The 14,376-nt window shown below is 61.7% G+C and carries 11 protein-coding genes; 6 read left to right on the plus strand and 5 right to left on the minus strand.

Going from position 1 to position 14,376, the window contains the following annotated elements; all coding sequences use genetic code 11:
* Positions 1-73: 73 nt before the first annotated feature.
* Entirely contained in the window at positions 74-388 is a 315-nt protein-coding gene (locus VKS22_17075) for a hypothetical protein (protein ID HLW72320.1), read from the minus strand.
* A 246-nt stretch (positions 389-634) separates the two neighbouring features.
* On the opposite strand from VKS22_17075, the gene VKS22_17080 reads away from it, so the two are divergent.
* Together VKS22_17080 and VKS22_17085 are read left to right on the plus strand one after the other, a co-directional pair.
* On the plus strand, positions 635-823 hold the full coding sequence (locus tag VKS22_17080; protein HLW72321.1) for a hypothetical protein: 189 nt from the start codon (positions 635-637) through the stop codon (positions 821-823).
* Positions 789-1,076: an SRPBCC domain-containing protein gene (locus VKS22_17085; protein ID HLW72322.1), complete on the plus strand. Its 288-nt coding sequence runs from the start codon at positions 789-791 to the stop codon at positions 1,074-1,076. Before VKS22_17080 ends, VKS22_17085 begins: the two co-directional genes overlap by 35 nt.
* Before the next feature lie 142 nt (positions 1,077-1,218).
* Here VKS22_17085 and VKS22_17090 read toward each other — a convergent pair whose 3' ends face one another.
* Positions 1,219-3,282: an ATP-dependent helicase gene (locus VKS22_17090; GenBank protein ID HLW72323.1), complete on the minus strand. Its 2,064-nt coding sequence runs from the start codon at positions 3,280-3,282 to the stop codon at positions 1,219-1,221.
* Positions 3,283-3,365: 83 nt separating this feature from the next.
* Here VKS22_17090 and VKS22_17095 point away from each other — a divergent pair, with 83 nt between their 5' ends.
* The 3 genes from VKS22_17095 to VKS22_17105 all read left to right on the plus strand — a co-directional run bounded on the left by VKS22_17095 (position 3,366) and on the right by VKS22_17105 (position 6,811).
* Positions 3,366-4,415 carry an LLM class flavin-dependent oxidoreductase gene (locus VKS22_17095; protein HLW72324.1) on the plus strand — a complete coding sequence of 350 codons (1,050 nt, stop codon included), beginning with the start codon at positions 3,366-3,368 and terminating at the stop codon, positions 4,413-4,415.
* 90 nt (positions 4,416-4,505) lie between these two features.
* Positions 4,506-6,182, plus strand: coding sequence for a hypothetical protein (locus VKS22_17100; GenBank protein ID HLW72325.1), 1,677 nt, complete (start codon positions 4,506-4,508; stop codon positions 6,180-6,182).
* Positions 6,179-6,811 carry a hypothetical protein gene (locus VKS22_17105; protein ID HLW72326.1) on the plus strand — a complete coding sequence of 211 codons (633 nt, stop codon included), beginning with the start codon at positions 6,179-6,181 and terminating at the stop codon, positions 6,809-6,811. The genes VKS22_17100 and VKS22_17105 overlap by 4 nt, the downstream gene beginning before the upstream one ends.
* 232 nt (positions 6,812-7,043) lie before the next feature.
* Here the strand turns inward: VKS22_17105 and VKS22_17110 are convergent, their stop codons facing one another.
* Positions 7,044-8,483 carry a sigma-54 dependent transcriptional regulator gene (locus tag VKS22_17110; GenBank protein HLW72327.1) on the minus strand — a complete coding sequence of 480 codons (1,440 nt, stop codon included), beginning with the start codon at positions 8,481-8,483 and terminating at the stop codon, positions 7,044-7,046.
* Entirely contained in the window at positions 8,480-10,156 is a 1,677-nt protein-coding gene (locus VKS22_17115; protein HLW72328.1) for an ATP-binding protein, read from the minus strand. Before VKS22_17115 ends, VKS22_17110 begins: the two co-directional genes overlap by 4 nt.
* 493 nt (positions 10,157-10,649) lie before the next feature.
* Between VKS22_17115 and VKS22_17120 the strand changes: the two genes are divergently transcribed.
* Entirely contained in the window at positions 10,650-13,154 is a 2,505-nt protein-coding gene (locus tag VKS22_17120) for a glycosyltransferase (protein ID HLW72329.1), read from the plus strand.
* A 43-nt stretch (positions 13,155-13,197) separates the two neighbouring features.
* On the opposite strand, the gene VKS22_17125 is transcribed toward VKS22_17120, so the two are convergent.
* A partial coding sequence (locus VKS22_17125) for a mercuric reductase (GenBank protein HLW72330.1) occupies positions 13,198-14,376 on the minus strand: 1,179 nt, incomplete at its 5' end.

Here is a 14,376-nt window from a genome sequence, read left to right on the forward strand (position 1 = left end):
TCTCACCCCCAAATTTCGACAGTTCCAATTGCACTTGCATCCATGTCTCGTAGGCGTAGGGCAAAGGTGACTTCTATAAAGTCCGGTCCCCATTTCGCTGACCACCACGATCCAAAATCCCACAGAGCATTTTCAACATGTTCAATGATCGAGCACCGTCGGGAGTTGCCCTGATCCAGCCGCTAACTCCAGCAAACGCAAATGATTCGCCGCTATGATTATTCACAAACTGAAGTAGAGGAGTAGCGACGATCCAAGAAGGACCAAACCCGTTGATTGTTAAAGCTGCTGATCCGCCATCGTTATCACCACTTCCGCCGTAGGTGTTCCATCGCTTTGAGTCATACTCGTCTTCCTTTATCAGGTTGACCAACTTTTCCCTTTGCATCCTAGCCCTGGCTAGATGGGATAGCAAACACGCGCTGCGAGTGTTGCACCCTCTACTCAGCGGACGAGACTTGGAGCGCGAGAATCGTTAACCACTTCATTTCGAGCAGTGTCTCAGGGATCACTCATCTTCGCGAAGGCTAAGCAAAGCCGGAGGTCGAGCGCGAATGTCTCGAGGTTCGACATGCTATTTTGCCGTTTTGTCAATCCATCACTTACACAAATCGAATGGAGAAAGACACAAACCATGACCGTCACCAAAACCACCACCGCGACCGAGGGCTGCGATCTCGTTCTGACGCGCATCATCGACGCGTCGCGCGAAAAAGGATTCGAGGTGTGGACTAGGCCGGAACTGGTGAAAGAATGGTTTGCACACGCGCCGTGCACAACTCCCGTTGTTGAACGGACGAACGTCCTACCGGCTCCAGTCTGATCATCTACGTGGCCCCAACGGCAATAAGTTTCCAAATCCGCGTGTCTATCTAACAGTTGTCAAGAATGAGCGCCTTGTATATACCCATGCCTATACCAGGGCGTGGGGGCCAATGGGAAAGCCCTTTATGACTGTAATCCTCACGTTCGAGGAGCATGCGGGAAGCACAAAATATACGGCGCGGGTTCGTCACTGGACCGTGGCTGATCGCGAAGCTACGGAGCAACTCGCCGCGCTCGTCGAGAAGCGCTAGGGGGAGCGTTCAGGCCTACTACTCTCTGATAGTATAACGCTACTTTGTGTCATTCTCAGCCCTTCGGCCTTGAGGGTAAATTCCGCGTTCGCTGCCCCCGAATGGGGACAGCGAAGAATTCCGGATCTGTTTCTCCACTGCTTCACAGGGAAGGTTCATCCTCGGCCTCTTGCAGTGTCGCCGTGGGCAGCACATTCGCGTCGAGATCCTCGAGGAAGCGCGAGACCCGCCCCATCACGTGACCGAGCTGCCGATCCATCATGTAGATTGGGTAGCTGATATAGAGTTCGTCGCGCGCACGCGTGCTCGCCACGTACATCAGGCGCCGTTCCTCTTCGAGCTCATCGGGCCGCACGCTCATCGGACCGGGGAAACGCCCGTCAGCCGCCCAGATAAGAAAGACCACGCGCCATTCGAGGCCCTTGGCCGAATGGATCGTGCTGAGCGTCACGTATCCTTCCTCCGGCTCGATCGCGAGCACGTCGCCGATTGAGTCGTTGGGCGGTTCGAGCGCCATGTCCGCCAGCATCGATTCGAGGCTGCGATAACGCTCGGCGAGACTCTGGAAATGCTCGAGGTCGCGCTCCCGCTTTGGGTAATCGTCAGGGTAAGCCTCGCGCATGATCGGCGTATAGTACTCGACCACCTGCGCGAGTTGGTCGGCAGGCCGCAGGCCATCACGCAGTTCGGCGAGCAACTTCGCCAGCCGGACGCAGCCCTGCGCCGCCGCTTGTATACGCGGACCGAACGTACCCGCCGCCCGCACCAGCGCTGCCTCCGGGACGGCCTCGCCGATAATCGCGTCAGTCAATTGATGCGCCCGCCGGCTGCCGACGCCCGCGATCAGCATCAGCGCGCGCATCCATGAAATCGCGTCGGCCGGGTTCGCGATTACCCGCAGATGCGCCAGCACGTCCTTGACGTGCGCGGTCTCGATAAACTTGAAGCCGCCGCGTTTGACGAAGGGGATGTCGCGGCGCTGCAATTCCAGTTCGAGGTCAAACGCGTGAAAGCTCGAGCGAAAGAGCACGGCGATTTCGCCGAGCGCGACGCCTTCCTCGCGCAACTCGAGGATGCGCTGCGCGACAAAACGCGACTGCATATGCTCGTCCGCCGCGCGCACCAGGATCGGTCGCAGCTCGCCCTCCCGCCGCGTAAATAGCGCCTTGGTGTACTTCTCACTAGCCCGCGCGATCACTTCGTTGGCGACGTCGAGAATCCCTTGAATCGAGCGGTAATTCTCCTCGAGCTTGAGGACGCGGGCACGCGGAAAAATCGCCGGGAAATCCATGATGTTGCGGAAATTCGCGCCGCGAAATGAATAAATCGATTGCGCGTCGTCGCCCACCGCCATCACATTCTGATGCGTCGCCGCCAGCAGGCGCGCCAGCTCCGCCTGGATGACATTGGTGTCCTGATATTCGTCGATCATGATGTAGCGATAGCGCGCCGAGAGCTGCCGTCGCGCCGACTCGTCGGCGCTCATGAGCTCGGCCAGTCGAAAGAGCAAATCGTCATAATCGAGCAGGGCGCGCGCGCGTTTGTACTCTTCGTAGGCCTGCGCGATCGCGATCAGCGCCTCGGCATGCTCGAGCAGATGGGGAAAATCCTGTTCGAGTTCCGACAGCAGCGCGCGATTCTTGTTGCGCGCCATGCTAATCGCTTCGGCGATCGTTCCCTTCTTCGGGAAGCGCCGATCCTTCGAGCCGAGTTCGAGCCGCGCGCGGATCAGATTGATCACGTCTTCCATGTCGCTGCGATCGAGAATCGTAAAGTTCGGCGCCAGCCCGATCGTCGATCCCATCTGCCGCAGCACCTGATTCGCGAACGAATGGAAGGTGCCGCCAGCCACGTGGCTGCCGCGTTCGCCGATCAACTGCTCGACCCGCCGCAACATCTCCTGGGCGGCCCGCCGGGTGAAGGTCAGCAGAAGTATCGCCCCGGGCGGCACCCCGCTCTCGATCAGTCGCGCGACCCGATAGATCAGCGTGCGCGTCTTGCCCGAGCCGGCGCCGGCGATCACCAGCAGCGGGCCGTCGCGATGCGTTACCGCGTCGAGCTGCTGCGCGTTAAGGACTTCGGCGTAGCGGATGCGGTAACCGCGCTCGCCGCTTTCAGCGTTGGCGGGCGGGTTGCGCAGAGTGATGACCTTGTCCGGCACGACGCCGTCGATTCTAGCACCACGACTGGGCTTTTGCCGGGGCACTAAGGCTGTTCGGCGATGGGCTGGAGTTTTTGAATTCCAGCGACTAGAGCTAGTCCCAAGCAATCGGAGGAGAGAACGCAATCATGAACTTTGGCCTGCTGATGTCCTTTCGCAACTCGTCGCGCAACGAGTTGTCGTATTCCGAGCTCTACCGCAAACACATTGATCTTTGCGTTGAAGCCGAAGAGCTGGGCTTCGACACGATCTGGCTGACCGAGCATCATTTCGTCGACGACGGCTACTCGCCGACGATGATGCCGCTGGCGGCTGCGGTCGCTGCGCGCACAAAGAAGATTCGGATCGGTACTTTTGTCCTGCTGATGCCGCTGCACGAGCCGCTGCACGTCGCCGAGGAAGCGGTGACGATCGATGCGTTGTCGAACGGCCGCTTCGACCTCGGGCTCGGGCAGGGCTACGTGCCGCGCGAGTTTGCCGGCTTCAACATCCCGCGCGACCAACGCAGCCGCCGCCTCCGCGAGGGCGTCGAGATTATGCAGCGGCTCTTCACCGAGGATCACGTCACTTTCGAGGGCAAGTGCTACACCGTGCGGGACGCGACGCTCTATCCCAAACCGACGCAGCAGCCCCATCCGCCAATCTGGATTGGCGCGCGTTCGCGCTCGGCGACCGAGCGCGCCGCGCGCAACGGCTTCCATCTGGCGGGGACGGGAGAGCATCAGGTGCGCATCTACCGCGACGCGCTGGTCGCGGCCGGGAGGAATCCGGCGGATTTCAATATCGCACAGCTCCGCTTCGGCTACGTCGCAGCGAAACGGGAAAAGGCCTGGGACGAGTGCGAATTTGCGCTGCACTATCTGCTCAAGCGCTACGGCGACTGGATCGCGGAGGCCAATGACGTGCCGGGCGACGAGAAGTATCGCGCAATTCCGCCGGTGGGCGAGCTGCGCAAGAGCAACGACGCCGGCATGATCGGCGAAGGTTTCATGATCGGCACGCCCGACGACGCGATCGCGCAAATCGAGCAGATCGAGAACCACGCGACCCATCTGGCGCTCGGCCTGGCGTTGCCCGGAATCGAGCCTAAGAAGATTCGCGCGTCGATGAAACTGTTCGCCGAGAAGGTGATTCCGCATTTCCGCAAGGGCCGCGCCCGCAAAAAGGCCGCCGCCTGAACTTTGTTTCAGCGTCCGGGCGGCGCGCCGCTCAAGATGTGGTGCGGGCCTTGATTGAACGGCGAGCGGCATCGATAGAATGGGATCACTATGAGCAATCATCCACGGGTGCAATATCGCGACGTTGCGAGCGCGAGCGAAATCCTGACTCCCGAATTCCTCGATTTTCTCGCCGGCCTTGATGATGCGATGCGCAGCGAGGTAGCAGCGGTGCGGATCGCGCGCGCCGAGCGCCTGCGACAGGCGTTGCAGAACAATACGCCGCCCGCATCGTTGCCGCCGAGCGAGGCGACCATCGAGCGGTGGCAAGTGCCCGCGCTGCCGCCGCCGTTGATGCTGCCCGGGATTGAAATCTCCGGACCCGCCGCGATCGCCTCGATGATGGTGCAGGCGCTCAATCCCGGTCCTGAAGGCGAGCGCGCCGCGGGCTACCTGGACGACGACGAAGATTCGGGCGGGCACTCGCTCGCCGATACGGTCGCGGCAGCGCAGAATCGCAAGGCCGCGGTGGAGGGCACCCTGAGTGCCGAGGATGCGCAGCGCGGCAAGAGCTATCGGGTGGAACCCGGTAACCTGCCCTTTTTTATGCATCGCGAGCGCGGCCTCTACCTCGACGAGCACGATCTGACGATCGATGGGCGTCCGGCTGCGGCGAGTCTGCTCGGGATAGCGCTGACGCTTTTTCACGCCGGACGCGCCCAAGCCGCGCGCGGCGAATCGATCAACTTTTATTTGCCCAAGACCGAAGCGGTGGCCGAGGTGCGGCTGTATCGCGAGATCTTCGATCACGCGCGCGCCCGCCTGCCCCATCTGGCGGAGGCTTCGATCCGCGCGATACTCCTGGTCGAATCGCTGCCGGCGGCGTTCGCGATGGAAGAGATGCTCTACGCATTGGGTCCTTACGCAGCAGGTCTCAACGCCGCGCGCTGGGACTTGAAGGCCAGCCTGATTGAATACGCGATGACGAATCCTGGCGGTGTGTGGCCCGACCGCTTCGACGTGGATATCAAGACGACGCCGTTCCTGGCGAATCTGTTCCGCCGGCTGGTGGCGATCTGCTTGCGTCACGGGGCAGTGCCGATCGGCGGTATGGCGACGGCGTTGCCCAGTCGCGACGAAGCGGTGAACCGGCAGGCCGCCGCGGCGATCCGCGCGGATAAGGAGTGGGAAGCGCGCCAGGGTTTCCGCCGTGGCTGGGTCGCGCATATTCATCATATGGCGGCGGCCGCGCAGCCCTTCGTGGAGTTGGACAAGAGCGGATGGAAGCCCGGGCCGGAAATGGCCGATCCGGCCAACTATCCCCTGCAGATCGAAACGCCGGCCGGGTCGATCACTGAGCTGGGCACGCGCCGCAATCTGCGAACGATCCTGGAATACCTCGAAGGCTGGCTGCGCGGACGCGGGGCCAAGGGGATCGATTCGATGGCGGGGCGGCCCGGCGCGCGGCCGGCCCTGATGGAAGACCTGGCTACCGCGCGCATCTCGATCGCGCAAACCGCGCAGCGGCTGCTACATGAAAGTGCGTGCGCGGATAGCGGTCGGCATCATGCGCCCGCGATGGTCAAAGAGATTCTCGGCGAGGAATGCGCCGACATCATCGCGCGGCTGGGCGATTTGAGCGAGCCGGAACTGCGTACGCGCTACCAATACTCATTCGGGATCGCGCTGCGTTGGATTCGCGACTACACGGAACTGGATTTTCGGAGCCTCGGGTCGTACACGCGCGCTGAGTTGGAGGCGATCGGCCGCGCCCCCGACGCGCTATGAAGCCAACACTTACTATTCAAGATATTACCGCTGACCCACGAGCTCGGAAGGGTTTTCAGGAGCAGCTCAGAGACGGAACAAGCCTTTCGAGACGAGTACATGCAGAAGCCGATTTTTCCTTGGGCAAGCTGTTTGTGGGTTTGCCCGAAAACGCTGATCCCGGGCGGCTGCCGGATTTGGTCACGGGTCACTTGCCGGGTTTGCGCTATGGTGTGCCGGCTGAGAGAACGCTTGCAAAGATCGTCCAAGCGTTTTTGGGTAATTCGGGGGGTATCGTGTTGATACAGGACACACAAGCGTTGGTCGATGATCCTTGGCTACAAGACTACGAGCATCGAAATCACATCGTTTCCTACAAGGAAGAACTCTATTGGCAATTGAAAACAGGGGAGTTTTCTGAGGATAAAATTCGTGGTGTTGTATCCAGTGGTAGCAGCTATCCGTTTGCAGCCTTTTTTTATGTAGCTCAGACACACAGTACAGAGCCCGAAGCCCAATTAGATGATTCTGCTTTCAACAAGATCGTCGAGACGCTCGCAGGCGTCGCGGTCGGAGCCTTCGACGGCGAGTCTTTTCTGTTGTGGTGGAAACAGGGGACCGTACCAGCTTTAACCGGTGAATCCAGTTAGCAAAAGCGATCTCGGAATACACCGACATCATCGCGGCTGGGGGATTCGAGCGAGCGGGAATTACGGACGCGCTACCAATACTCATTCGGAATCGCGCTGCGCTGGATTCGGAATTATACGCAGTTGGACGTCCGGAGCCTGGGTTCGTATACGCGCTCGGAGTTGGAGATGCTCGGCCGCGCTCCCGACGCGCTGTAACGCGCCGCGCAGTACGGAGGGCACATCCGCGGGATCAGGCGATGGTGGGTTGGAGGCCTTCGCCTTCGAGGTGGTAGCGCTGCATCTTGCGGTAGAGGGTCGAGAGATGGATGCCGAGGGTCTGGGCGGCGCGGACTTTGTCGCCTTTGACTTCGTTGAGCACGCGGCGCATGTGATCGCGTTCGAGCTCTTCGAGCGTGACGCCGGTCTGAAAAGCCGCGGTGCCTGAGTTGCCTGCGCCGTGGATCTTTTCCGGTAGATCGTGGCTGTGAATGACGTCGGTTTCGGCGAGGATCGCCGCGCGTTCGATCGTGTTTTCGAGTTCGCGGACGTTGCCCGGCCAGCCGTAGCCGATCATCAGGCGCATCGCGCCCTTGGAAAAATGCATCGCGGTGCGGTTGAGCTGCTTTTCATACTTGCGCAGGAAATGATTGGCGAGCAGGAGCAGGTCGTCCTTGCGCTCGCGCAGGGGCGGCAACTCGAGTCCGATGACGTTGATGCGATAGAGCAATTCCTCGCGAAAACGCCCCTCGCGCGCCTCGCGTTCCAGGTTCTTGTTGGTCGCGCAGAGCATCCGGACGTCGAAACTGACGGGCTCGTTGGAGCCCAGCGGATAGCATTCGCGCTCTTGCAGGGCGCGCAGCAGCTTGACCTGCAGGGCGAGCGGCATGTCGCCGATTTCGTCGAAGAAGACGGTGCCCTTGTCGGCGGCCTTGAGCAGGCCGACCTTATCCTGCGTCGCGCCGGTAAAGGCGCCGCGGCGGTAGCCGAAGAGTTCGCTTTCGAGCAGATTTTCGGGCAGCGCGCCGCAGTTGATTGGCAGGAAACGTTTGTTGGCGCGTTCGGAACTGAAATGAATCGCGCGGGCGACCAGCTCCTTGCCGGTGCCGCTCTCACCGGTGATGAGCACGCTGGAATCGGTACGCGCGACTTTCTCCATCACGCGGAAGACCCGTTCCATCGCGTCGCAATTGCCGATGAGGCTTTCGAAGCGATACTTCTCGCGCAGCTCGCGGCGTAGAAAGCGGTTTTCGTGAAACAAGGCCTTTTGCGCGAGCGCGTTGCGCACCACGGCCTTCAGATGATCGTTGGCGAAGGGCTTGGTGATGTAATCGTAAGCGCCCTTGCGCAGGGCCTCGACGGCGGATTCGATACTGGCGTAGGCCGTGACTATGATGCCCATGACTTCCTGATCGAGGTCGCGCATCCTGCCGAGCAAGTCGAGGCCGCTGCCGCCGCCGCCCAAGTTGAGATCGAGGATGGCGAGATCGATCTTCTCACGCTCGAAGATCTCGAGCGCCACGCCGGGCGCCGAAGCCTCGGAGACTTCATAACCCTCGCTGCGCAGGAGTTGCACGATGATCGAGCGCATGAGCTGCTCGTCTTCGACGACCAGAATGCGGTAGGGGGCGCGCTGCTCCAGTTGATCCTGGCGCGGCCAAGCGCCACCGTTGTTGGCGCCGTTGGTAGTCATTGCGCCGCCGAACGCATCTCAGGCGCAGCGCCGTCGGTGATCGAGGGCAAGCAGATCGTGACGGTGGTGCCGGCGCCATCGCGGCTTTCGAGCTTGATCGTGCCGTGATTGCTCAAGACGATGCCTTGGCAGAGCGAGAGGCCGAGACCGACGCCGGAGCCGGTGGACTTGGTGGTGAAAAAAGGATCGAAGACGCGCTCGAGATTCTCGGGCGGGATGCCGCAACCGTCGTCGCCGACGCTCAGTTTGACGCAGGTCTCGCCAGCCGAGTTGCGATGGCTTTTAGTCGCGATCCGGATAGTTCCGCATTGATGCTGGATGGCGTCTGCGGCGTTGAAGAGCAAATTCAACAGCACCTGCTGGATGCCGTTGTGGTCGGCATAGGCGGGCAGCAGCTCGTGAGAGAGCGAGGGCTCGATGCGGATGGAATCGAAGCGCCGATTGTAGGCGAGCAGGCGCAAGGTCTCGTTGACCAGATCGTTCAGGTCGATGGGACGGCGCTCGGGGGGGGCCGGGCGGCCGAAGTTGACGAGGTCCTTGAGCGTGGAGGCGATCCGCGTGATTTGCGAGAGGATGGTGCGCAGGGTCGTGCGCCGCTCGGCGTCAGGCTCGTCGGGGAGCAACGCCTGCACCAGCGACGAGATCGAAGCCAGCGGGTTGTTGACCTCGTGCGCGACGCCGCTGGCAAAGGTGCCGGCGGCCGCCAGCCGTTCGGCCTTGACCAGCGTATCGAGCATCTCGTGACGCTGCGTCGCGTCGCGCAGAATCATCTGGATGAACTGGCGGTGACCCGCCGAGATGAGCGCGGAATGGACGTCGAAATAGCGTCCGCCGATAGGGAAATCCATCACCTGGTCGGAGCCGTTGGCGACAACACAGGCGATGTGCTTAAGGACGCCCGATTGAGCCTCTGCGGGGCAGAGCTCCAGCAGCCGCTGCCCGACAAGTTCGTGGGCTTCGCCTTCAGGCATGGCGCGCTCAAGCTCGATGGCGGCGGCGTTGACGCCGGTAACGATAAGGGTCTCAGGGTCAATTTCGTAGATGGCATCGGGGGCGTGGTCGATCGAATTGCGGTATTTTTCCTCGGACGCCTTGAGCGCCGCCTCGCGCGCGTCGATATAAAATTGTGCGACCATCAGACGGCGTTCGTCCAGCGCGGCGACGATCGTGTCGCGCACCAGCTCCATCGGGCGGCCTTTGAGATTGGCGCGGATGTAAACCAGGATCACTTGCTTCAGGACGATATGGAAGATGTTGAATTCGGAGGGTTTGGCGCTGGCCAGCATGCCTTTCTGGCAGTGGCGGCGGAGATGAACATAGGTGCGCAAATCGTCCGGGTCGCGCAGATGGGAGATGAAGCGGACGAGCGCATTGCCCATGCCCTCGCGGCTGAGGTCGTCATAGCCGAGGACGCGCTCGAGCGCGACGCACCATTCTTCGACGATGCGATCGAAATTAAGCTCGATAATGTCCGCCGCCTTGGCGCGCGCTGCAGTACTGATCTCGCCGCGGTCGTAAGCTGGACCAAACAACTCGGCGAGTGTTTTCGCGATGGCGCCCAAGTGGTCGCGGATCGCTTCAAGTTCGTGAGGTTGTGCTTCAATCGGTGCGTCGGTGGCCTCGTGGTGGGGGATCTTCGAGCGATCGCGCTCGGCCACATACTTGCGGGCCATTCTGGCTAGCGGCCCGTGATGATGATCTCCCGCTCGTTTATCCTCATGCGCTTTATTCATCGCAGTCGAAACTACCTCTATTCGAACGCAGCTCGCAGACTCCTGATTTCGTCCGCGCGTCGCAGACTCCGCCGTCCCCTGTGCTCGGCTCCACTTCGTTGCGCCTGGCGTGGTCTGAACACAGCATGCGTACCCCTGGTGCGGGCCGCAGCTAATGCCACTTCACTATTTATCTAATCATCTGATTTGCATTATGCAAGAAGTCGCGGGCTGAAACCAGCGCAAGATGCAAAATCCTGAGGATCAACCGGATCTGAAGGAGGTGGATGAACCGTCTATCTTAAGGGAGTTCGCGCACTGATCGCGAGGCGGCGATGCGGATCTGCTCGTGGCCTAAAACGTCGCGAGGGGCATCCCAATTCGTCAAGGACTTTCTACCAAGGGTCTTTGGAAGTCGGTTAAATGACTGTCAATAAAGGATTTTTGTTATGGCATGGCTTTGGCTCAGTGGAAGTTCATGGCTCCGACGAAATCCGCCTCCAGAGTCGTATCTCACGGAAAATTCTTCAATCAGCGCGGTCGGAAGTTCTTCTTAAAGGCGACGCGGATCGCCGAGGTTGGCGATGCGCTGGACTTTCATCAGAAACTGGAGCTGAGCAAACGGCTCGGCGATATGGTTCAGGCGCACACGACGGGATTGATCCTGGCTGAGTCGCAGGCGGAAGCGCTGAGCGGGATTGCGGCGCAAAGTGGATTACAGTTTTTCGTCGAGTTCACGGTCACAGCTAACGAATTGTTGTCAGACAGCAACTTTCGCGCGCTGAGTTCCCGGCTTCTTCATCTGGCCACGATCTTACGCGGATATCCGTCGCTGATGGGTTACCTGATTGATTGTCAGGTCGAGCCTGACGATCTGCGTCATCGCGGCGTCGAGAACTTGCGCAAGCGTCTGGGCAGATTAATCGCGGCAGTGCGCCAGGTCGATGCGGAGCGAATGATCGCGGTGAAGCATCGCCCGGCCACGCTGGCCTTGTCATCCCTCGATGAGGACCTGATCTACGCGGAACTGCCGGCACTTGGGCCGGCGGAATTGAGCGCTAACGTGGTGCAACTGCACAACCTCGCCGAGGCGCGCCCGGTAGTGCTGGAGTTCGGCCACGGGCTGCCCGGGCAAAATAGGCAAGGCGAGTTAATCGCATGCGCCTTCGGTCTAGGGGCCGCGGGTGTCGTCGTCCCGGCGACGACCGGGCCGGCAGCGTCGTTAGATTGGTCGGGTCTGCGCGCACTGAGCAGCGCGGAGAGCCAGCCCTTCGTGGCGCCGCCGATGGTCTCGGTGGTGATCTGCGCCTATAACGCTGATCGCACGATGCGCGCCTGCCTCGAATCGTTGCGGGCGATCGATTATCCGAACTATGAGGTCGTCATCGTGGATGACGGCTCGCGCGATCGCACGGCGGAAATCTCGGCCGAGTTTCCCGAGTTCCGCCTGATTCGGCAGCCGAACAAGGGGCTAAGCGTCGCGCGCAATGTCGGGATGCAGGCGGCGCGCGGCGAGTTGATTGCCTATACCGATTCGGACTGCGTGGTCGATCCCCATTGGCTCAGCCTGATGGTCGGGGCGATCGTCAGAAGTGGCTTCGACGGCTGCGGCGGTCCGAACTATGCGCCGCACGAGGAAGGATGGGTCGAAGCCGCGACCGCGGCTTCGCCCGGCGCGCCCTGCCATGTGCTGACCGACGACGATCGGGCTGAACATCTCGCGGGCTGCAACATGGTTTTTCGCAAAACCGCGCTGCTGGAATTGGGCGGGTTCGATCCGCAATTCACCGCGGCCGGCGACGACGTCGATATCTGCTGGCGGCTGCTCGACGCGGGTCGCACGCTGGGCTTCTGTCCGTCGGCCTTCGTCTGGCATTTCCGCCGCAACACGGTCAAGGCCTACTACGGTCAACAGCGCGGTTACGGCAAGGCCGAGGCAATGCTCTTTCTGAAATATCCGGAACGCTTCAATGGGCTGGGGCAGATTCGCTGGCGGGGCACGATTCCCGGTCTCGCGCGGACTTTTCCGGGCTGCGCCAGGAGCCGGGTTGGCTGGTCGCGCCGTCCGCAGGAGTTGCAGCGCGTTTCGGAAGCGCCGCTCAGCGTACTCAAGGTCATGCCGATGACGGCGGAATGGAACGTGGGATGGGCGATCGCCCTCGCGCTTTCAATCGGCTTTGGCGTCAGCCCTGTGCCGGCGCTCGCGATGCTCGTGCTCGGCCCGATTTGGGCGCTCTACTATGCCGCTAAAGCGCCGTTGGAAAAATGCCATCGCGGACTTCGCGCGCGGGCGCTGATCGCGTGGCTGGCCTATACCGGACCGATGTCACGGACGCTCGCGCGCTACCGCTTTCGCCGAAACGCGCGGCAACCAGCGACGATCGATAGCGCGCCGCGCCAGCGTCCGACGATCGCCTGGCGCCGCCGCAGCGTAAGGCTCGCTTATTGGAACGAGGCCTGGATCACGCGTGAGGCCCTGCTCGAACGGATCAACCGGCTACAAACCAAGGTTGGCCGGCCCGCGGTTGCCGACGTCGGCTGGAGCGACGCTGACCTGACCCTGGAGCCGGGCGCGCTGACGCGGGTCGAAATCAAGACCGCGGATGAGGAGCACAGCGGCAATCGGATGAAACATCATGTCGCGATTCGCGCGCGACTGATGCCGGTGACGCGGGGCGCGCTGTGGCTTAGCACGATCGCGGCCGGCGGCGCCGCGCTAATGGGTTACGCGGCTGCCGCGATTGCCTTCGGCGCCGTCGCCGTTGGTCTTACGGCTTGTTCAGCCGCCGAAGTGATCCAGGCCATCCGGATGGTTTATCTGGTCGTCGAGCAGTCAGCGGGCGAAATGGGCTTGGTTCCGCTAGGTCGTCCAACCGTCGTCGCGCGCATGGCCCTTGCGCATCCGGGGGTGCTACAGTCTCAGGCAGCTCGAGCTACGCAACGCCGCGCCGAGCAGTAATCGTCCGCGCAACCCTGACAGCCGGGCCACAGAAGCATCACAGCTAGCGCCAGGACATCCAGGCGGCGAAGAGGCGCTTGACCAAAGGGGTCAGGCGGGTGCGGTTGTAGGCGTCGGCGAGTTTGCGGATGGCTTCGGCCTGCGTCGGATATGGATGAATCACGTCGGCCAGCGCGCCCAGCCCGATGCCTTTGCTGATCGCCAGAGTCAACTCGGAAATCATTTCGCTGGCGTGACTAGCGACGATAGTTGCACCCAAAATTCGATCACTGTCTGCGGCGACATGGATTTTTGCGAAACCCGCAGTTTCGCCGTCGATAACCGCGCGATCGACCTCGGCGAGTTCCTGCCTGAAGGTGCGAATCGGGATCGCGCGCTGTGCGGCGTCAGCCGCTGAGAGGCCGACGTGCGCAATCTCAGGATCGGTGTAGATGCACCACGGCGTCGTCAGTTGGCTGACGCGGGCGCGCCCGAAGAAGAGCGCATTGCGGATAACGATACGCGCCATCGCGTCGGCGAGGTGGGTAAATTTGAACGCGGTACAGACGTCACCCGCAGCGTAAATCCGCGAGTTGGTGGTGCGCAGGCGATTGTCGACCGTGACGCCGAGCGGACCATATTGGACGCCAGCGGCTTCGAGCCCGAGCTCCTCGACGTTGGGGGCGCGGCCCGCGCCGATCAGGATCTCATCGACCAGCAGCTCGCTCGCGACGCCCTCGCCGGTAAAGCGGATGAGCCTGGCACCGCCGCGATTCTCGACGTTTGCGATATCGCTCGCGGTGAGAACTGCGACGCCCTCGCACGCGAGCGCCTGCTCGATACGCGACGCGGCATCCGGGTCCTCGCGCGGCAGGATACGCGGCATTAGCTCAAAAAGTGTGACGTCCGCGCCAAAGCGGCGAAAGGCTTGCGCCAGCTCGCAGCCGATCGGTCCGGCGCCGATCACCGCGAGCCGCCGGGGCATCGTTTCCAGCGCGAAAACGGTCTCGTTGGTGAGATAGCCGCTCTCCGCGAGTCCGGCGATCGGCGGAGCGAGCGCGCGTGCCCCGGTTGCGATCACCGCGCGGCTGAAACGCAGCGTCGCGCCTTCGACCTCGACGCAATCGCGGCCGGTGAAGCGGGCTTGCCCATGAAATAGCTCGACGCCTAGCGCGGTGAAGCGCTTGATCGAATCATTGACGCTGAGATCGGCGCGCAGCCGGCGCATCCGCTCCATCACGGC

The organism is Candidatus Binataceae bacterium, from assembly GCA_035308025.1.
Taxonomy (GTDB): domain Bacteria; phylum Desulfobacterota; class Binatia; order Binatales; family Binataceae; genus JAJPHI01.

Coding starts and splice junctions, on each gene's coding strand:
- VKS22_17075 (HLW72320.1), bottom strand. CDS start 388: ATGCAAAGGGAAAAGTTGGTCAACCTGATAAAGGAAGACGAGTATGAC.
- VKS22_17080 (HLW72321.1), top strand. CDS start 635: ATGACCGTCACCAAAACCACCACCGCGACCGAGGGCTGCGATCTCGTT.
- VKS22_17095 (HLW72324.1), top strand. CDS start 3,366: ATGAACTTTGGCCTGCTGATGTCCTTTCGCAACTCGTCGCGCAACGAG.
- VKS22_17100 (HLW72325.1), top strand. CDS start 4,506: ATGAGCAATCATCCACGGGTGCAATATCGCGACGTTGCGAGCGCGAGC.
- VKS22_17105 (HLW72326.1), top strand. CDS start 6,179: ATGAAGCCAACACTTACTATTCAAGATATTACCGCTGACCCACGAGCT.
- VKS22_17110 (HLW72327.1), bottom strand. CDS start 8,483: ATGACTACCAACGGCGCCAACAACGGTGGCGCTTGGCCGCGCCAGGAT.
- VKS22_17115 (HLW72328.1), bottom strand. CDS start 10,156: ATGGCCCGCAAGTATGTGGCCGAGCGCGATCGCTCGAAGATCCCCCAC.
- VKS22_17120 (HLW72329.1), top strand. CDS start 10,650: ATGGCTTTGGCTCAGTGGAAGTTCATGGCTCCGACGAAATCCGCCTCC.